General features: G+C 63.3%; 14 protein-coding genes and 2 pseudogenes. 5 read left to right on the forward strand and 11 right to left on the reverse strand.

The features are described 5' to 3' along the window. Positions 1–2 precede the first annotated feature (2 nt). Positions 3–472, forward strand: a pseudogene (locus tag I5W_RS09015) (SixA phosphatase family protein). A 133-nt stretch (positions 473–605) separates the two neighbouring features. On the opposite strand, the gene I5W_RS09020 reads toward I5W_RS09015, so the two are convergent. The 5 genes and pseudogenes from I5W_RS09020 to I5W_RS09040 form a co-directional block, all read right to left on the reverse strand. Next, positions 606–2327 carry a methyl-accepting chemotaxis protein gene (locus tag I5W_RS09020; RefSeq protein WP_044528970.1) on the reverse strand — a complete coding sequence of 574 codons (1722 nt, stop codon included), beginning with the start codon at positions 2325–2327 and terminating at the stop codon, positions 606–608. A 171-nt stretch (positions 2328–2498) separates the two neighbouring features. Continuing rightward, positions 2499–4523: a methyl-accepting chemotaxis protein gene (locus tag I5W_RS09025; RefSeq protein ID WP_252716960.1), complete on the reverse strand. Its 2025-nt coding sequence runs from the start codon at positions 4521–4523 to the stop codon at positions 2499–2501. Between the two features lie 224 nt (positions 4524–4747). Beyond that, complete coding sequence (locus I5W_RS09030; RefSeq protein WP_044528972.1) at positions 4748–5800, reverse strand: glycosyltransferase family 4 protein; 1053 nt, start codon at positions 5798–5800, stop codon at positions 4748–4750. A 68-nt stretch (positions 5801–5868) separates the two neighbouring features. Then, a pseudogene (locus I5W_RS29640) lies at positions 5869–6755 on the reverse strand (UDP-2,3-diacylglucosamine diphosphatase); the annotation flags it as partial. Continuing rightward, positions 6752–7519 carry a GNAT family N-acetyltransferase gene (locus I5W_RS09040; protein ID WP_017453126.1) on the reverse strand — a complete coding sequence of 256 codons (768 nt, stop codon included), beginning with the start codon at positions 7517–7519 and terminating at the stop codon, positions 6752–6754. The pseudogene I5W_RS29640 and the gene I5W_RS09040, both read right to left, overlap by 4 nt. 489 nt (positions 7520–8008) lie before the next feature. Here I5W_RS09040 and I5W_RS09045 point away from each other — a divergent pair, with 489 nt between their 5' ends. Continuing rightward, on the forward strand, positions 8009–8791 hold the full coding sequence (locus I5W_RS09045) for a 3-hydroxybutyrate dehydrogenase (protein ID WP_017453125.1): 783 nt from the start codon (positions 8009–8011) through the stop codon (positions 8789–8791). 189 nt (positions 8792–8980) lie between these two features. Then, positions 8981–9742 (forward strand): helix-turn-helix transcriptional regulator, encoded by a 762-nt coding sequence (locus tag I5W_RS09050; protein WP_044528974.1) that lies wholly within the window; start codon positions 8981–8983, stop codon positions 9740–9742. Here the strand turns inward: I5W_RS09050 and I5W_RS09055 are convergent. Together I5W_RS09055 and katG are read right to left on the reverse strand one after the other, a co-directional pair. Next, entirely contained in the window at positions 9739–10308 is a 570-nt protein-coding gene (locus I5W_RS09055) for a phosphonate degradation HD-domain oxygenase (RefSeq protein WP_017453123.1), read from the reverse strand. The genes I5W_RS09050 and I5W_RS09055 overlap by 4 nt on opposite strands. A gap of 177 nt (positions 10309–10485) precedes the next feature. After that, the gene (gene katG, locus I5W_RS09060) at positions 10486–12735 is read right to left on the reverse strand and encodes a catalase/peroxidase HPI (protein ID WP_044528975.1); all 2250 of its coding nucleotides are present in this window, start codon (positions 12733–12735) and stop codon (positions 10486–10488) included. A 592-nt stretch (positions 12736–13327) separates the two neighbouring features. Here katG and I5W_RS09065 point away from each other — a divergent pair. Continuing rightward, positions 13328–13888, forward strand: a complete 561-nt coding sequence (locus I5W_RS09065; RefSeq protein WP_017453121.1) for a DUF4337 domain-containing protein — start codon at positions 13328–13330, stop codon at positions 13886–13888. 228 nt (positions 13889–14116) lie between these two features. Continuing rightward, on the forward strand, positions 14117–15055 hold the full coding sequence (locus I5W_RS09070; protein WP_017453120.1) for a DMT family transporter: 939 nt from the start codon (positions 14117–14119) through the stop codon (positions 15053–15055). Between the two features lie 27 nt (positions 15056–15082). On the opposite strand, the gene tcdA is transcribed toward I5W_RS09070, so the two are convergent. The 4 genes from tcdA to yajC form a co-directional block, all read right to left on the reverse strand. After that, on the reverse strand, positions 15083–15943 hold the full coding sequence (gene tcdA / locus I5W_RS09075) for a tRNA cyclic N6-threonylcarbamoyladenosine(37) synthase TcdA (RefSeq protein ID WP_044528976.1): 861 nt from the start codon (positions 15941–15943) through the stop codon (positions 15083–15085). A 102-nt stretch (positions 15944–16045) separates the two neighbouring features. Beyond that, positions 16046–16990: a protein translocase subunit SecF gene (gene secF, locus I5W_RS09080; RefSeq protein ID WP_017453118.1), complete on the reverse strand. Its 945-nt coding sequence runs from the start codon at positions 16988–16990 to the stop codon at positions 16046–16048. Between the two features lie 86 nt (positions 16991–17076). Then, entirely contained in the window at positions 17077–18981 is a 1905-nt protein-coding gene (secD, locus tag I5W_RS09085) for a protein translocase subunit SecD (RefSeq protein WP_044528977.1), read from the reverse strand. 161 nt (positions 18982–19142) lie between these two features. Continuing rightward, positions 19143–19475 (reverse strand): preprotein translocase subunit YajC, encoded by a 333-nt coding sequence (gene yajC / locus I5W_RS09090; protein ID WP_082685984.1) that lies wholly within the window; start codon positions 19473–19475, stop codon positions 19143–19145. Positions 19476–19772 lie beyond the last annotated feature (297 nt).

Consider the following 19772-nt stretch of genomic DNA (forward strand, 5'->3'; position numbering starts at 1 on the left):
TGATTCTATGGCGCCCGCCGAAGCCGAACTGGGCGAGCCCGATGAGGGCCGCGCGCTGACCCCCAAGGGCCACAAGCAGGCCGCCAAGATGGCCGAATGGCTGGACCGCAACCTGCCGGAAAGCTGTCGCATCCTGGTCAGCCCGGCCACCCGCACCTTGCAGACGGTGGAAGCCTTGAAGCGCAAGTACAAGGTGGTGGCCGATCTGGCGCCCAACATGAGCGCCGCGGACTTGCTGCGCGCAGCCAACTGGCCCGACAGCCGCGAACCGGTGCTGATCGTCGGGCACCAGCCCACCCTGGGCCAGGTGGCCGCACAACTGATCGCCGGCCAGCCGCAGGAATGGTCGCTGCGCAAGGCCAACGTCTGGTGGATCGCCCAGCGTGATCGCGGCGACGTGACCACCACCTATCTCAAGGCCGTGATCGCACCGGAATTGCTGGCCACCTCGGGCAAGCACTCGCCACGCTGAAGGTAGCCCCCCCCCTGGCTGAGGTCTGCCGGACGTCTATATGAAGAAAAAAAATCGCCGCACCCCCTGCTGGGGGCTGCGGCGATTTGCTGATTGCAGCCTATGAAGTTTCTTGCCAGTTTGGCCCAGTCACTCAAAAGGTCTCCCAGTCGCCGTCATCGCCCACCGGCGTGGCACGCGAGGCTGGCTTGGCGCGGGCGGGAGAAACAGGTGCTGCCGGCAGGACCGGCTTGGCCGTCACCGTCACCGCAGGCGGCGCATTGACGCTGCGTACCGGCACCGCCAGCGCCGGCACCGTCGGCACCTGCTGCACTGTCTTGAGCTTGAACACCGCCACCGCCTGGGCCAGTACATCGGCCTGCTCCTGCAGGCTCTCGGCGGCCGCCGCGGCTTGCTCCACCAGGGCTGCGTTCTGCTGGGTGATCTCATCGATCTGGGTGATCGCATGGTTGACCTCGGCGATGCCGGCGCTCTGCTCCTGGCTGGCGGCGGTGATCTCACCCATGATGTCGGCCACCTGCTTGACCGAGGCGACGATCTCGCTCATGGTGGCGCCGGCTTCATCGACCAGCTTGCCACCGGTATCGACCTTGTCCACCGAGTCGCTGATAAGTTGCTTGATTTCCTTGGCGGCAGCCGCGCTGCGCTGGGCCAGTGCCCGCACTTCAGAGGCCACCACCGCAAAGCCGCGCCCCTGCTCGCCGGCACGCGCCGCTTCCACCGCGGCATTCAAGGCCAGGATGTTGGTCTGGAAGGCGATGCCATCGATCACGCCGATGATGTCGACGATCTTGCCCGAGCTTTCCTTGATCGAGCCCATGGTAACCACCACGTCACCCACTACGCGCCCGCCCTTGGTGGCGTAATCCGAGGCCGACAGCACCAATTGGTTGGCCTGCTGGGCGTTGGCGGCGTTCTGTTGCACGGTGGAAGTCAGTTGCTCCATGGAGCTGGCGGTTTCTTCCAGGCTGGAGGCTTGCGATTCGGTGCGATTGGACAGGTCGGCGTTGCCGCGCGCGATTTCATGCGAGGCCACCGCGATGACGGCGGCGCTTTGCTTGACCTCGTTGAGGGTGGCCGCCAGGTTGGCCTGCATGGCATCGAGCGTATTGACCAGGTGCGCGGCTTCGTCGTGGCCCTGGGCCTGGGCGTGCTGGGTCAGGTCGCCGCGCGAAATGGTCTCGGCGATCTGGCCGGCGCGCTTGAGGGGCGTGACGATGGAGCGGGTGATGACGAAGGTGAAGAAACATCCCAGGCCCAGCGTCAGCACGCCCATGGCCAACATGCCGATCTGCGCCTTGCGGTAGCTGTCCCTGGCCTGGGCGTGGGCTTGCTGCATGTCTTCCTGCTGGAACGAGGCCAGTGCGGCCACGCTGCTCATCCACTTGTCGTGGGCCGGCAGGAAATCGCTCTTCAACTGCTGGGCGGCATCGAAGTAATTGTTGCTGCCCACCTGCTGGCGGATCTGCTCGACCAGCGGGAACAACTTCTTGCCCTCGCCGCTGGTGGCCAGCAGCAGTTCCTTGCCGCGACCGTCGGGGGACAGATCGGTGAGCTGCTTTTCATAGCCCGCATAGGCTTGCAGGATCTTGCCCAGATGCGCATCCTCGGTCTTGCCTTCGGCCGCATCGGTGGGCGTAACCACCTTGCGCAAGGCCAGCGCCAGCTCGCTGCCGGCTTCGCGCATGTTCAAGGCGGCGGTCATGGCGGTGACCTTCTTTTCGATCACGTATTCGTTGCTGGCTTCCAGCTCGGCCATGCGCCACAGGCCGATGACCAGGATCGCGGTGGCCAGCGCCAGGATGAGGAAAAATCCGAACGCCAGGCGGCTGCCGATCTTCAACTGTTGCATCATGGGAGTCTCTTCCTTGTCACGCCAGGCGCGTCCTGAGGGGGGACGACGGGCCGGGCGGTGGCGCATCTTAGAAGAGATGCACACAGGCAATCCAATGCTTTGTCAGCATGTCTTCATGTGTGTATTGCATAGTTGAAAGAAAGGCCACAGCCCTTCTGCCAACGGCGGGGCTCAAGTCAACGCCAGACGCCCCTCCCGAGTGTCACTGACGGCGGCGTGCGGCTGGCTGATGGCCTGCGGCTGCCGCGGCTGGTGGGCCGCGTCCTCCTGGATGCGGAATACGCTCACCGCATCCCACAGCAGTTCGGCCTGCTGCTGCAGGCTCTCGGCGGCGGCGGCAGCTTCTTCGACCAGGGCGGCATTCTGCTGGGTGATGCCTTCCATCTGCGCGATGGCGTCGTTGACCTGGCTGATGCCATTGCTCTGTTCTTCACTGGCCTGGGTGATTTCGCTCATGATGCCGGCCACCTGGCGCACCGAGCCGACGATCTCATGCATGGTGGCGCCGGCTTCATCGACCAGTTGACCACCGGTCTCCACCCGCTCCACCGAGTCGCTGATGAGTTGTTTGATTTCCTTGGCGGCACCGGCGCTGCGCTGGGCCAGCGAGCGCACTTCGGAGGCCACCACCGCGAAACCGCGCCCCTGCTCGCCGGCACGGGCCGCTTCCACGGCGGCATTCAAGGCCAGGATATTGGTCTGGAAGGCGATGCCATCGATGACGCTGATGATATCGACGATGCGGCGCGAGCTATCCCGGATCTGCGCCATGGTATCGACCACGTTGCCCACCACTTGCCCACCACGTTCGGCCAGTTGCGAGGCCGAACTGGCCAGCTGGTCGGCCTGGCGCGCGCTGTGGGCATTGTTCTGCACGGTGGAGGTCAATTGCTCCATGGCGCTGGCCGTCTCTTCCAGGCTCGACGCCTGGGATTCGGTACGGCGCGAGAGGTCGGCATTGCCGGTAGCGATCTCGCGTGAGGCGTGCTGGATCACTTCGATGCTGGTGCGCACGCGACCGACGATGCCGCCCAGGCTGTGCGTCATGTCATTGAGCGACCCCAGCAACTGGGCCGATTCATCGCGCCCCTGCACGGTGGCCCGCGCAGTCAGGTCGTAGTTGGCCACGCGCCCGGCCATGGCCACCGAGGCCTGCACCGGTACGCTCACCGAGCGCGTGATCATCACGCCCAGCCAGGCCACCAGCACCGCCAACAGCAGCACCGCACCCAACACGCTCAACTGCTGCCGGCGCAGGTCGGCGTTCTGCGCATCAAGCTGCGCGGCCAGGGCTTCGGTGACGGCACGGGTGGCCTTGAACTGTTCATCGATGGCCGCCGTGAAGCGCTTGGAATAGTCATCGGGAGAGAAGCTCATTTCCTGCGGCAGCAAGACCTTGTCGCGGGTGAGCTGGATCACTTCATTGCCCATGCGGTCGGCCTGCTGGAAAGTGCTGCCCAATTGCGTGCCCAGATGCGGGTTGGCCGCCACGCCCTTGCTGAAGGATTTCTTGGCGGCATTGAGGCGCTCCTGGGCGCGTTCCAGCATGGCCACCAGTTCCAGCCGGTCTTCCATCTTCAATTCCTTCTTGAGCAGCAGGCTGGCGCCACGGGCGCGCGCGCGGCCCAGGTCTTCGGTCAGCGCCGGCATGGAAATGAAGGCGGCATTGATGAGCTGGGTGCTGTCGAAGTCGGGGTCCACGGTGTAGTGGTAATAGTCCAGCATCCGCTCGTTGAGGTCGAACAGGGCAGCGATGGCTGCGCTGTGGGCGGCGAAGCTCTCCGGCGGGGTGATTGCCTTGGCGGCCACGGCGTCGCGCACCTTGTTCCAGGTCTCGACCAGCTTGTTGAAGCTGCCCAGGGCCTGGGGATCATCGCGCCCCATCGGCGCCAGTCCCTCCCCCAATGCCTGCAAGGCCTGGTCGACCTCGGCGGCCTTGGCCTGACGCGGGCCGGCCATGTCGGCGGCACCGTTGAGCATGACGGCCGACATGCCGCGATGCTGCTGCATCAGTTGTACGCTGCGCAAGAGCCTGCGCACCGGCTCCACGCCGGCGATTTCCTCTTGCTTGAGCTTGATGGTGTGGGCAGTGCTGCCGTAGTAGAGGGCCGTGGGCACCCCGAACAGAATCAGTCCGAGTACGCCCAGCAAAGCGAATTTCTGCCATAGCTTCAGGTTGGCAAGCAGTCTTGTCATGATGGATTTTTCCCCAGGTTGCAGATGGTCGGCCGGACGGCTCGACCAGGCGCCGTTGCGGCGCTCATTGATTTTCACTCAGGGGAGATGATGCCACGGACACTAGTGCCGATTGTGCAAATAAAACCAGCTGTCCTGATTTTTGTCAGAAATCCTGCCGGCGGCAGCCCGCTTGTGGCTTTTCGCCACCTGAACAGTAACAGCAAATTACCTGTCAGCAAGCTTTACCTGGACGTTTCGCGTACTGGATTGATGGCAGTGGCCTGGCCCGGCTGCTTGTGACGCGCCAGGTGCAGATGCTGCAGGAACTGCTGGGTGGCCGACTCCCAGGAGCGGGTGGCGGCATGGGCGCGCACGGCTTCATTGTCCAGCTTCAGGGCTTGCAGGCAGGCTTGCTTGAGGTCCTGGCGCAGGATGCCGGAGACGCCATTGTCGACCACATCGATGGGCCCCTCGACCGGATAGGCGGCCACCGGAATGCCACAGGCCATGGCTTCCAGCAGCACCAGGCCGAAGGTATCGGTCTTGCTGGGGAAGACGAAGACGTCGGCGCAGTTGTAGTAGGCCGGCAATTCGTCATGCCCCTTGGCGCCCAGGAAGCGCACTTCGGGATAGCGCGTGGACAGGTCTTCGAACTGCGGGCCGTCGCCCACCACCCACTTGGTGCCGGGCAGGTCGAGCTGGAGGAAGGCTTCGATATTCTTTTCCACCGCCACCCGGCCCACGTAGAGGAACAGCGGGCGCTCGATGCAGGCATGGTCTTCCACCGCCGGGCGGAAGTGATTGGTATCGACGCCACGGCCCCACAGTACGACATTGCGGAAGCCCTCTTCTTCCAGCGCCGTCTTCATCGCCGGGGTGGGCACCATGATGGCTTCGGAGCGGCCATGGAACCAGCGCAGCAGACGATAGGTGATGGCCTTGGGCAAGAGCTTGCGGGCGGCCAGGTATTCCGGGAAGCGGGTGTGGTAGGCGGTGGTGAAACCCAGCTTGTGACGCAGGCAGTAGCGCCGCGCGGCCAGGCCCATCGGGCCTTCGGTGGCGATGTGGATGCAGTCCGGCTGGAACGCTTCGAGGGTGGCGGCGATGCGGGCGTAGGGCTTGTAGGCCAGCCGGATTTCCGGGTAGGTCGGACAGGCGAAGGTGCGGAAGTCGCGCGGCGATAGCAGCAGCACTTCGTGGCCGAAACCGCGCAGGCAGCGCACGGTGGAGCGCAAGGTGTTGACGACGCCGTTGACTTGCGGCTCTCCGGCGTCGCTGATGATGGCCATGCGCATAAATCGTATCGACAATAGGCCTTGAGGTGGCTGACTGGATGCCAGGTTGGCAGCGGTTGACACGGGCAAGCCGGGTGCAGTTCCCGGGGCAGCTGGCGGGCTTTCTTGGCAGCGCGTTTGAGATGCATGATTTCCTGCCGGACACCAGGCGCAGTTCGCCATTGGGCTCTTCCACCAGCGCCGACAGGCTTTCGACCCAGTCGCCATCGTTGCAGTAGACCACGCCGCCGATGTCGCGGATCTCGGGCTTGTGGATATGGCCGCAGATGACGCCGTCCAGGCCCTTCTTCTTGGCTTCCTCGGCCAGGGCATCTTCGAAGGAGGTGATGTAGTTCACCGCGTTCTTGACCTTGGACTTGAGGTACTGCGACAGCGACCAGTACGGCAGGCCAGCCCGTGCACGCCAGCTGTTGAACCACTGGTTGAACTTGAGGATCATGGTGTAGAGCGAGTCACCCACATAGGCCAGCCACTTGGCGCAGGCGATGACGCCGTCGAAACGGTCGCCATGCAAGACCAGCATACGCTTGCCTTCGGCGGTGACGTGCACCAGTTCATCGCGGATCTTGATGCCGCCGAAATCGAGGTCGATGAACTGGCGGATCACTTCATCGTGGTTGCCGGGCACGAAGATGACATTGGTGCCCTTCTTGGCCTTCTTCAAGACCGTCTGCACCACGTTGTTGTGGCTCTGGTCCCAGTACCAGCGACGCTTCAGTTGCCAGCCGTCGATGATGTCGCCCACCAGGTAGAGCGTCTCGGATTCGGTGGCACGCAGAAATTCCAGCAGTCGCTCGGCCTGGCAGCCGGTAGTGCCCAGGTGGATGTCGGAAATCCAGATGGTGCGAAAGCGCAGCGGATCGCGCTTGGATTCGTCATCATGCTGGTCGCCATCGGCACCCAGGTCGGCGAACAGCCCCTGGGCTTTTTCCATGAACTGTTCGCGTGGCTTCATGCGGTCCTCGACTCTTTGAGGTAGTGACGGGCATAGCGGCTGTCGAGCTTGGAGAGCGGCAGCAGCAGGAAGAAATCGGCCGAGTGGAAATCAGGATCCCAGGCCGGTTCGCCGCACACCCAAGCACCGCTGCGCAGGTAGCCGCGCAACAGCGGCGGGATCTGCGGATCAACGCCGGCCTGGCGGTCTTCCAGCGGGAAGGGCAACAGCGGCGCGACGCGGTAGTCGGGCGGGGCCATGTTCTTTTCGCGGAAGGCGTGGTAGAGCGCGGCGGCATTGTGGCCACCATCGGCCAGGCTGACGCTGGCGCAACCCATCAGGTATTCGCAGCGTTCCTTGCGCATGTAGGCGGCCAGACCGGCCCACAGCATCATGATCACGCCGCCGCTGCGGTAGTCCGGGTGGATGCAGGCGCGGCCAGCTTCGGCGATGACGCCGCGGATGTTGTCCAGGCGCGAGAGATCGAATTCCTGTTCCGAGTAGAACTTGCCCATGCGGCGCGCGCCGTGCGGGCTCAGTACACGATAGGTGCCCACCACCGAGAGGGTCTTGCTGTCGCGCACGATGAGGTGGTCGCAGTAGTCGTCGAACTCATCCTTGTCCAGGCCTTCGGGATTGGCCAGGGCCGACAGGTTCATCGCTTCGATGAAGACCTTGTAGCGCAGGCGCTGCACTTCGCGCACTTCTTCCGGGGTGCTGGCCAGGCTCAGGTTGAGCTTGGCAAAACTCGGATTGGCATCGGCAGGAATGGTAAGCAGTCTCATGCATTGTCCTTTATGGTGATGTGTGAAGGGGACCTTGGACTGCTACGGCCAAGGTCAAATCCACCAACATAAGCGACCTCAACTGGCTACAATCCGATACCCCTTCAGATTTGCGGCTGTTTCCGAAAGAAAACGAAACTTCAATTCAAAAAATTCGAGAAACAGCCGATGTCCCCGGGATAACGTTGCACAGACTACCCAGCGATTGTTTCACCCACATGACCTCTGCGGCCGTTTTGGCAGTGCAGCAACAACCATCGGCCCAGCGTTACAATGGCATGACAAAGCGGCACCGGGAGACCTCCGGCCAGGGAGCAAGGTGCACGCGCGAGGGTAAGGAAAGAGGGTGCAAACCCGAGGAATCTTTCGATGCGCACTTCATCGAAACCATGGATCGATGGCCGCCGGCAGTAATCGTGCGCAAGGGCGCCGGGCCTGTTGGCAGCTATGCTTTGCAATGTCCGTCAACTCGAAACATAAAGGAAGATCATGCTACTCAAGGATAAAGTCGCTCTCATTACCGGTTCGGCCAGCGGCATCGGCAAGGAAATCGCGGTCGAATATGCCAAACAGGGCGCCAAGGTCGTCATCGCCGACCTGGCCCTGGAAGCGGCCAAGGCGACCGCCGAAGAGATCGTCAAGAATGGCGGCACCGCCATGGCCGTGGCCATGAACGTCACCGATGAAACCCAGGTCGACAAGGGCGTGGCCGATGCCGTGAACACCTATGGCGGCCTGGACATCATGATCAGCAATGCCGGCATCCAGATCATCAGCCCGGTGGCCGAGCTGTCGCTGGAGAACTGGCGCAAGATGCTGGCCATCCACCTGGACGGCGCCTTCCTGACCACGCGCGCAGCGATGAAGGCGATGATCAAGCAGGGTCGCGGCGGCTCCATCATCTACATGGGTTCGGTGCACTCGCACCTGGCTTCGCCCTTGAAGGCGCCCTATGTCACGGCCAAGCATGGCCTCTTGGGCCTGGCCAAGACGGTGGCCAAGGAAGGCGCCAAGGACCACATCCGCACCAACGTCATCTGTCCCGGCTTCGTGCGCACCCCGCTGGTGGAAAAGCAGATCCCCGAGCAAGCCAAGGAATTCGGCATCAGCGAAGAAGACGTCATCAAGAAGATCATGTTGAAGGACACCGTCGACGGCGAATTCACCACCACCCAGGACGTGGCCCAGACCGCCGTGTTCCTGGCCGCCTTCCCGACCAATGCCCTGACTGGCCAGTCGGTGGTGGTCAGCCACGGCTGGCACATGCAATAAGCACTGACGCCCCTTCCGGGCAAGCCGCCATGGTGCAGACCTGGCGGCTTTTTGCTGGCCCGCCCTGGCTGAGCCATTTCGACCTTTAATCCGGCTTTAATCCCCCCTTGAGCCAGCATTAACCCATCCTTAATCCAACTGGCGTCAATCGGCTATGATGGGCGATCTTCATTGTCCATCCGATGTGCCATGCCGACCCTGACACTGCCGCCAGGCGAGCTGCCGCAATTGCATCTGCGCAGTTATCGCGAGCAGACCCTGGCCGACCGCCACACGTTCTCGCAACTGGTGCTGCCCCTGGCGGGCCGGCTGGAGCTCGATATTGCCGGGCACCAGGGCTACGCCGACAGCCTCACGGCGGCCTTCGTCGAACCCGGCGCCTGGCACGAGACCCGTGCCGGTGGCAGCAATCGCGCGCTGGTCCTGGACCTGGCGCCGCACGCGGTGGACACGCTGCAACTGGAAGCCCTGGCCCGGCGCGCCTTCGTGCCACTGACGGCGGCCGCCAGCAAGCTGGTGGAATTCATGGCGCTGTCGCTGGCGCAATCTACCGCGCCGGCCGCGGGCCATGCGCTGCACCACTGGGTGCCGCTGCTGCTGGACACCCTGGCCCAGCAACCGCCACAGGTGAAGTCGCGCCTGCACCGCATGTTGGCCCGGGTCGAGGCGCAAGCGGCCCAGCCCTGGACCGTGGCCGACATGGCCGCGCTGGCCGCCATCAGCCCCAGCCGCCTGCATGAATGGTTCCAGCAGGAACTGGGCACGTCGCCGCGCGCCTGGCTGGCGGAGGTACGTCTGGCGCAAGCCTGTCAGTTGCTGCGCACCAGCGCGTTGCCGGTGGCGACCGTCGCCCAGCGCTGCGGCTATGGCGACCAGAGTGCGATGACGCACGCCATGCGCAAGCTGCGCGGCACCACGCCGTCGGCCTACCGCAAGCAGTACCGGGCTTAAGCGCTGGCGGCTTGACCTGGCTGATGCAGGCACTGGCTGAAGTAGCCGGCAAAATGGGCGTAGTCGGGCGTGGGCAGTCCGGCCAGCTTGGCGCAATCATCCCAGCGCCGCAGGCGCAGCGCATCCCGGGCATAGGGCCGGTCGATGAAGGCGGCCGCCTGTTCGATGTCGAAGATGCCGCCCTGCAGTTGCAGGCTGCGCACCGAGTCGGCCGAAAGACGGGCGAAGTAATCGGGATCGGTGGCGCACAGGTAGCGCTTGGCATCGACGTGCAAGGCAATCGGCGCCAGCACGGATTCATCGAACAGTCCGCGCAGGAAAGGCAGCACGCGGTACTGGTGCAAGTCATCCACACCGGACAGGGTGGGCGTGTCGCCCAGGTCTTCCAGCAGATGCCCCAGGTCGTGCAGCAGACTGGCCACGATCAGGCTGGGTGCGGCGCCCTCCTCCTCGGCCAGCAAGGCCGATTGCAGCGCGTGCTCCAGTTGTGTGACGGGTTCGCCCGCATATTGCGTGTGGCCGTGTCGTGTGAACAACAGGGCGATATCATCCAGGCTCAGGGCCATCTTGCGCCTCGCTCATGAAGAAAAATTCAAGCAAGCACTATAGCCGCTGGCCATGTAGCGACCATGACATCTGCATGACATCGCGCTGGCGCAGCCCCATGCACAGGCAAAAACGGCGGACCCGCAGGCCCGCCGTTCTCGCTCGCTTCACTGCCCCCAGAGGCGGGGATCAGTGTCTTACTGCTTCAGATCGAAACGATCCAGCTCCATCACCTTGACCCAGGCTGCCACGAAGTCCTTGACGAACTTTTCCTGGGCGTCGGCGCTGGCATAGACTTCGGCCAGGGCGCGCAGCACGGCATTGGAACCGAACACCAGATCGACGCGGGTACCGCTCCACTTGAGGGCGCCGGTCTTGCGGTCGCGGCCTTCGAACTCTTCCTGGGCGGGCGAGGTGGACTTCCACTCGGTGCCCATGTCCAGCAGGTTGACGAAGAAGTCGTTGGACAGCACGCCCACGCGGCTGGTGAACACGCCCTTGGTGCTGCCGCCGACGGTGTTGCCCAGTACGCGCAAGCCACCGATCAAGACCGTCATTTCCGGCGCGGTGAGGGTCAGTTGCTGGGCCTTGTCGATGAGCATGTCTTCGCCACGCACGGCATAACGCTGCTTCTGGAAGTTGCGGAAGCCATCGATGACCGGCTCCAGCGGCGCGAAGGAAGCGGCATCGGTCTGCTCTTGCGAGGCATCCACGCGACCGGCGCTAAACGGCACGGTGATCGCCACGCCTGCGTCCTTGGCGGCCTTTTCCACCGCAGCACTGCCGGCCAGCACGATCAGGTCTGCCAGCGAAACCTTCTTGCTGCCCTGGTTGAACTCGGCCTGGATGGCTTCCAGCGTCGTCAAGACCTTGGCCAGTTGGGCCGGCTGGTTGGCCGCCCAATCCTTTTGCGGGGCCAGGCGGATGCGCGCCCCGTTGGCGCCACCGCGCATGTCGCCGCCACGGAAGGTCGAGGCCGAGGCCCAGGCGGTGGACACCAGTTCGGCCACCGACAGACCCGAGGCCAATACCTTGGCCTTGAGCGCGTTCACGTCAGCCGCATCGATGGGCGCGCCTTGGGCCTGCGGCAGCGGGTCTTGCCAGATCAATTCTTCGGCCGGCACTTCCGGGCCGAGGTAACGCGAACGCGGGCCGAGGTCGCGGTGGGTCAGCTTGAACCAGGCGCGGGCGAAGGCATCGGCGAACTGCTCGGGATGGGCCAGGAAGCGGCGCGAAATCTTTTCGTAGGCCGGGTCGAAGCGCAGCGACAGGTCGGTGGTCAGCATGGTCGGCAGCAGCGCTGCGCCGCCATGGGCGTGCGGGATCACTGCCTGGGCATTCTTGGCCACCCATTGATGGGCGCCGGCCGGGCTCTTGGTCAGTTCCCATTCATAGTTGAACAGGTTCTCGAAGAAGTAGTTGCTCCACTGCGCCGGGGTCTGGGTCCAGGTCACTTCCAGGCCGGAGCTGATGGTGTCGCCAGCGGCACCGCTGCCGAAGCTGCTCTTCCAGCCCAGGCCTTGGCTTTCCAGGCCTTCGCCTTCCGGTTCGCGACCGACGTGCTTGGCGTCACCGGCACCGTGGGTCTTGCCGAAGGTGTGGCCACCGGCGATCAGGGCCACGGTTTCTTCATCATCCATCGCCATGCGGGCGAAGGTTTCGCGGATGTCATGGGCGGCGGCCAGCGGGTCGGGGTTGCCGTCCGGGCCTTCCGGGTTCACGTAGATCAGGCCCATCTGCACGGCTGCCAGCGGGTTTTCCAGGTTGCGGCCAGCGGGGGCGGTGCGGCTCTGTTCGTTGCCATGACGGTCGGCATCAGCAGGGATCTCGCCGTGGCTGGCGCCGGCTTTGCCCTTGCCGTAACGGTCATCGCCACCCAGCCAGGTGGTTTCCGTTCCCCAGTAGACGTCCAGGTCCGGTTCCCACACGTCCTGGCGGCCACCGGCGAAGCCGAAGGTCTTGAAGCCCATGGTTTCCAGGGCGACGTTGCCGGTCAGGATCAGCAGGTCGGCCCAGGACAGCTTGTTGCCGTATTTCTGCTTGACCGGCCACAAGAGGCGGCGTGCCTTGTCCAGGTTGACGTTGTCGGGCCAGCTGTTCAAGGGCGCAAAACGCTGCTGGCCACGGCCGGCACCGCCACGGCCATCGCCGATGCGGTAGGTACCGGCACTGTGCCAGGCCATGCGCACGAACAGCGGACCATAGTGACCGAAGTCGGCCGGCCACCAGTCCTGGGAATCGGTCATCACCTTGGCCAGGTCAGCCTTGACGGCGGCCAGGTCCAGGCTCTTGAAGGCGTCGGCGTAGTTGAAATCCTCACCCATGGGGTTGGACTTGGAAGAATGCTGGGACAGCAGGTCCAGGCGCAACTGCTTGGGCCACCAGTCGCGGTTGCTGGTGCCGCCGCCGGCGGTGTGGTTAAAGGGGCACTTGGCTTCATTCGACATTGCGTTCTCTCCTGTTGGTCGACCCGATGAGTCGTGGTGCCCGGACCGGGAAACGGGCGTTACGGTGAGCGCACGCGGGGCTGGCGTGCGAGCACCGGGTAATACGGCGATATGCTGGCTGCGTTCTGCTACGGCGCCATGACGGCAGGGGCCATGCTGCGGGGCCAGCTTCACCTTGTCCCGGTCGTTACTGGTGATGAGTCATTAATGTAATTCATTAAAATGAATTGGTTGATTGTCTTTTTGTATAACGTCAGTCAATAAATCCAATCCCGTTACTTCACTTTTTATGGCTCAACAGTGTCGCCAAAGGCAAGTTCGTCTGCAGAGCTGGCACAATGGTTCCTGGCTGGCCTAGCTGGTGCAGGCTGATGGCGTACTACCCGGGCTGATGAGAAAATACGAGTTTTGTCTCGCGCCGGCCTCTTTTGGCATGAATGACAAGGATAAAAGCACACTTCCCGCGACATCGGAAAATACGAGTGAAATAATGCTTCAGGTCAACCGTTGACGACCTGAATCGTTGTTGAAGCGTTGCCCGCCTCCCGGGCTGCCCTCACTTCTCCCTATTTCGCCATTACAAAAAGACATCATGACGGAAACCACCGAAAACCTGGAACACGCCGAACACGCCCACGCCTCCGGCAACAAGAAGATCGCCCTGCTCATCGCCATCCTGGCGCTGGTGCTGGCCATTACCGAAACCCTGTCCAAGTCCTACCAGACCGAGGTCATCCTGAAGCATCAAGAAGCGGCCAACCTGTGGTCCTTCTTCCAGGCCAAGTCGGTGCGCGGCAATGCGGCGCAACTGGCCAAGCAGCAATTGACGCTGCTGGGCAATCCCAAGGATGAGCGGGTGAGCGCGGCCATTGCCAAGCTCGATGACGCCATCGCCCACTACGACAGCGACGAAAAGACCGGCGAAGGCAAGAAGGAGCTGGCGCACAAGGCGCGCGAAGCCGAACATGAAGCCCATGCCTACATGGAAAAGTACGAGAAGATGGAAATGGCGGCCGGGATGCTGCAAGTGGCCATCGTGCTGGCTTCGGCCACCATCATCTCCGGCGTGGCAGTGCTGGCCTACCTATCCATGGGCATCGGCGTGGTGGCGCTGGCCTTCGTGGGAGCCGGACTGCTGGGCGCGGTGATCTGATTGTCCTGGCCGCTGCCGGTGACGGCAGCCATGATGAAACGCCGGCTTCACGCCGGCGTTTTTCATCGGGCCTCACCCTCGCTCACCCTCGCTCACCCTCGCTCACCATCGGCTTCACAGCGCAGTCCATCGCAATAAAACCGTAGCCCGCAACAATCTTTCCCCGCTCCACTGCTGCATACTGCCAGCCTTTCCCGTTGCTGCGGTGGCATCGACCACCTTTGACTGATGCGTTCCAACCCGATTCTGCAAGGCATGTTCTATAGCGCCCTGGCCGGCGCCGCCTGGGGCCTGGTGTTCCTGGCCCCGGAACTGACCCGCGCCTTCTCGCCCTGGCAATTGACCGCCGGGCGCTACCTGGCCTATGGCCTGTTCGCGGCGCTGCTGATCGCGCCGCGCATCAAGAAATTGCTGCCGCACCTGGGCCGCGCCGAATGGCGCGCGCTGGTGTGGTTGAGCCTCTTGGGCAATGTGGTCTATTACGTATTCCTGGCCAGCGCCGTGCAATTGGGGGGCATGGCCATGACTTCGCTAGTGATCGGCTTCCTGCCGGTGGCGGTAAGCATCATCGGCAGCCGCGGTCACGGCGCCGTCCCGCTGCGCAAGCTGGCCCCTTCGCTGGCCCTGGGCCTGGCCGGGATTGCCTGCGTGGCATGGCAGTCGCTGGCGGGGTCGGCGACAGGCGATATGAAGGAAAGTGTCATAGGCTTCTTCTGCGCCCTGGCGGCACTGGCCTCCTGGACCACCTATGCGGTGGGCAACAGTCGTTGGCTGGCGCGCCTGCATGAAGTTTCAGCACATGACTGGAACCTCTTGATCGGCGTGGTCACGGGCCTGTTGTCGCTGTTCATCGCGGTGCCGGCCTTCACTGTGATGCTGCAACCGCATCCGGGCAGTCAATGGCTGCACTTCGTGGTGGTGTCGGCGGGGGTGGCGATCTTTGCCTCGCTGTTCGGCAATGCCTGCTGGAACAAGGCTACACGCCTGCTGCCGCTGACCATGATCGGGCAGATGATCCTCTTCGAGACGCTCTTCGCGCTGCTCTACGGCTTCCTGTGGGAACAGCGCTGGCCGACGCTGCTGGAGATCGCGGCCATGGTGCTGGTCACCGGGAGCGTGCTGCTGTGCGTGTCGGCGCACCGGGTCGATGAGGGCGGTGGGCACTGACACCCGGACGCCCTGCCCTCACTCCCCTCACTGTGGCTGGGCGTTGGCTTGCTCGGCCAGTTTCTTCAAGACGTGCGCCGCGGCCACCAGGCCGAAGGTGGCCGTGACCACCATGGCCGAGCCGAAGCCGGCGCAGTTCAGGCCGGTGATACCGGCCTGGGTGCTGTCGGCGGCATCCGCGCCGACGTCCATGTCTTCCGCCGGAACGACTTCGCAGGCCGCGCCCTCGGCCAGTTCTGGAAAGCGCAACGGTTCAGTGGAAAACACGGCATCGATGTGGAATTTATTCTTGGTCCCGCGCGGGAAACCATGCTGTGCACGCAGGCGCTTGCGCACCTTGGCCAGCAGCGGTTCCTGCTCGGTGCGGCAAAGGTCGCGGATCTCGATCTGGGTCGGGTCGATCTGCCCACCGGCGCTGCCGATGGTGACCATGGGCATCCCGTTCTTGCGGCACCAGGCGATCATGGCCACCTTGGCCGGGACATTGTCGATGGCGTCGATGACGTAATCGAAACGACCACCGCCCAGCATCTGCTCCACATTCTCCGGATCGACGAAATCCTCCACTTCGGTGACCACGCAGGTCGGATTGATCTGGCCGATGCGCTCATGCAGGGCCGTGACCTTGGCCTGGCCCAGCGTCCCGGTCAGGGCATGGATCTGGCGGTTGACGTTGGATTCGGCCAGGTTGTCCAGGTCGATCAGGGTCAGGTGACCGATGGCGCTGCGCGCCAATGCCTCGACGATCCACGAGCCCACGCCCCCGACCCCGACCACGCACACCCGTGCCTGGCGGAAGCGTTGCAGGGCGGCGGCGCCGTACAGGCGGGCCACGCCGCCGAAGCGGCGTTCATAGTCGATATCGTTCAGATCGATGGATGTGCTCATGTTCAAACTTCAATGCAGTGTTAGCAGCCTGGATGGCCTCTCATGAAAAAGGGCCGCAGCGTCAACGCGGCGGCCCTTTTGCGTCGTACGGAAATCCTTGAATCAGACCACCGCGCCGCCGTTCTCGTCCTTGACCTTGACCGGCTTGATCAGGTCTTCGCGCTTCACGCCCAGCCACATGGCCAGGGCCGCGGCCACGAACACCGAGGAATAGATGCCGAACAGAATACCGATGGTCAGCGCCAGGGCGAAGTAGTGCAGCGTCGGGCCACCGAAGAAGAACATCGCCAGCACCATCATTTCAGTGCTGCCGTGGGTGATGATGGTACGCGACATGGTGCTGGTGATGGCGTGGTTCAGCACTTCGGGCGCGGAGAGCTTGCCGAAGCGACGGTCACGGAAGGCTTCGCGCACCCGGTCGAACACCACCACCGATTCGTTGACCGAGTAACCCAGCACAGCCAGGATCGCGGCCAGCACGGTGAGCGAGAATTCCCACTGGAAGAAGGCAAAGAAACCCAGGATGATCACCACGTCGTGCAGGTTGGCGATCACCGCCGCCACCGCGAACTTCCATTCGAAGCGGAAGGCCAGGTAGATCACGATGCCGACCACCACCATGGCCAGCGCCAGCAAGCCGTCATGGGCCAGCTCGTCACCCACCTGCGGGCCGACGAACTCCACCCGTTGCAGGCGCACGTCCGGGTCATCGGCCTTCAGGGCGGCATTGACCTTTTCGCTTTGCTGGCTGGCGTTCACGCCGGCTTGCGCGGGCAGGCGGATCATCACGTCCTGGGCGGTGCCGAAGCTTTGCACCAGGGTATCGCGGTAACCCAGCGCTTCCACCGACTTGCGGATCTTTTCCAGGTCGGCCGGCTTGTTGTAGGCCACTTCCATGACCGTGCCACCGGTGAATTCGATGGAGAAGTGCAATCCCTTGGAGAACAGGAAGAACACCGCGGCCACGAAGGTCAGTGCCGAGATCGCATTGAAGATCAGGGCATGACGCATGAAGGGAATGTCTTTTTTGATGCGGAAAAATTCCATCACTATCCTTTCGGTGCCGGTCCCACTGTCAGCGTGGCGACCGGCTCAAAATCTGGCTGTGCTGCTATGTCGTGGTATCGCTGCGCTTACTTGGCGTCGCGCTTGGCCGAAGCCTTGCCGGAGGTGGAGAGCACCTCGCCTTGCGGCTTCCAGATCTGGCCGATGGCCAGGCTGGAGAGGCGCTTCTTGCGGCCATACCAGAGGTTGACCACGCCGCGCGAGAAGAACACGGCCGAGAACATCGAGGTCAGGATGCCCAGGCAGTGCACCACGGCAAAGCCGCGAATCGCACCGGAACCGAAGATCAGCAGCGCCAGGCCGGCGATCAGGGTGGTCACGTTGGAGTCCAGGATGGTCGCCCAGGCGCGGTCGAAACCGGCGGCAATGGCCGCCTGCGGCGAATTGCCGGCACGCAGTTCTTCACGGATGCGCTCGTTGATCAGCACGTTGGAGTCGATCGCCATACCCAGCGCCAGGGCGATAGCGGCAATACCGGGCAGGGTCAGCGTGACCTGCAGCGTGGACAAGAGCGCCACCAGCAGCAGCACGTTCACCGACAGCGCCAGGGCACTGAAGAAACCGAACAGCTGGTAGTAGATCACCATGAAGATGGCCATGGCCACGAAGCCGTACAGCACCGAGTCAAAGCCCTTCTTGATGTTGTCGGCACCCAGTTGCGGGCCGATGGTGCGTTCTTCGATGATGTCCATGGGTGCGGCCAGGGAACCGGCGCGCAGCAGCAGGGCCAGGTCGCTGGCGGCTTCGGGCGAACCCATGCCGGTGATCTGGAAGCGCGAACCCAGTTCGGAGCGGATGGTGGCCACGGTCAGGACTTCGCCCTTGCCCTTTTCGAAGAGGACGATGGCCATGGCCTTGCCGACCTTGTCACGGGTGGCTTCGCGCATCTTGCGGCCGCCGTCGCCGTTCAAATCGATGCTGACCGCCGGTTGGTGGTTTTCATCGAAGCTGGCCGAGGCGTTGGAGATGTAGTCGCCGGTCAGCACCGGTTCCTTGTTCAACACCACCGGGGCACCCTTGCCGACCTTGAACAGTTCGGAGCCGAAGGGAATGGCCGAGGTTTCCTCGGTGCCACGCACCACGCTGTCGTCCACCATGCGCACTTCCAGGGTGGCGGTACGGCCGATGATGTCCTTGGCGCGCGAGACGTCCTGCACGCCCGGCAGTTCGACCACGATGCGGTCGGCGCCCTGGCGCTGGATCAGCGGCTCGGCCACACCCAGCTCGTTGACACGCTTGGACAGGGTGCTGATGTTTTGCTTGACGCCATCTTCCTGGGTCTGCTTGAGGGCTTCCGGGCGCAGGGTGGCGATCAGTTTCAGGTCGTCGCCGCTGCCGGCGTCGGTCAGCAGCATTTCCTGCAGCTCGCCCAGGGCGGCGCGGGCCTTGTTGCGGGTATCGGCATCGCGGAAGGAAATCTCGATGCTGTCGCCCACGCGGTTGATGCCGCTTTGGCGGATGTTCTTGTCACGCAGCAAGCTGCGCACGCTCGATTGCAGGCCTTGCAGGCGCTTGTTCAGGACCGCCTTGATATCGACCTGCATCAGGAAGTGCACGCCACCGCGCAAGTCCAGGCCCAGGTACATCGGGAAGGCGTGCAGGCTTTGCAGCCATTGCGGGGTGTTGGGCAAGAGGTTGAAGGCGACGATGTAGGTCGGGTCGCTGGGGTCGGTGTTGAGCTCCTTTTCCAGCAGGGCCTTGGCCTTGAACTGGATATCGGTGCTGGCAAAGCGGGCGCGCACCGAGGGCGCCGCGCCGCTGTTGTCGAACGCCACACTCTCTGCGCCGAGATTGCCTTGTTTCAGGATCTGATCGACACGGCCGGCCAGGGCAGGCTCCACCTTCAGGGTCGATTTGCCGCTGCTGATCTGCACCGCGGGGGATTCGCCGAAGAAGTTCGGGACGGTATAGATCACGCCGAACAGCAGGGCCAGGACGATCAGTGCGTATTTCCAGAGAGAGTAACGATTCATGGTCTTGTGCTTCTTGCTTGCGGGAGGGGGTGGCAGGAACCTGCCGCCCTGTTCAGAACCGGCATCGAAAACGCCGGGTTCTAACAACATGGGCGCATCAGCGATGCGCCCAGGGGTTCGCCGGCACGGGGCCGGCCAAACCGGTCAGGCCGGATCAGGGATTACAGACCCTTGATGGTGCCCTTGGGCAGCAGGGTGGTGATGGCGCCCTTTTGCACGATGACTTCGGTGCCTTCAGACACTTCGATGGTGATGTAACCCTCGGCCACCTTGGTGATGCGACCCAAGAGACCACCCGAGGTGACCACTTCGTCGCCCTTGGCCAGGGCGTCCATCATGGCCTTTTGTTCTTTCTGACGCTTCATCTGCGGGCGGATCATCAGGAAGTACAGGACCACGAACATCAGGATGATCGGCAGGAAGCTGGCCAGGTTGCCCATCGCGCCACCAGGGGCTGCTGCGGCCGTTTGCGCGTATGCGTCGGAAATAAACACGTGAGGCTCCAAATGTTGATTGAAAAATAGCCCTGCATTCTAGCACTGCGCAGGCGCTAAACCGCCAAATCGGGACGCGGCGCCGCAGATCAAGGGGCAATCATGGGGTAATCGCTCTTTTTTATCACTTGCGGACAGCGCCGGGCCGCTGGCAGCCGCATGAATCGGCTGCCATGTGAAAAAAGCTTCATTTCGCCCCCAAGCCGCCGTCCAGCGCCACTAAGATAGCGCCACGCCCATTGCGCTCCTTATTCCAACATGTCTACCACTACCGCCGCGCCCTCCCCGCGCGCCCCG

The sequence above is a fragment of the Herbaspirillum sp. B65 genome (assembly GCF_000333555.1).
Classification (GTDB): Bacteria; Pseudomonadota; Gammaproteobacteria; order Burkholderiales; family Burkholderiaceae_D; genus Herbaspirillum; species Herbaspirillum rubrisubalbicans.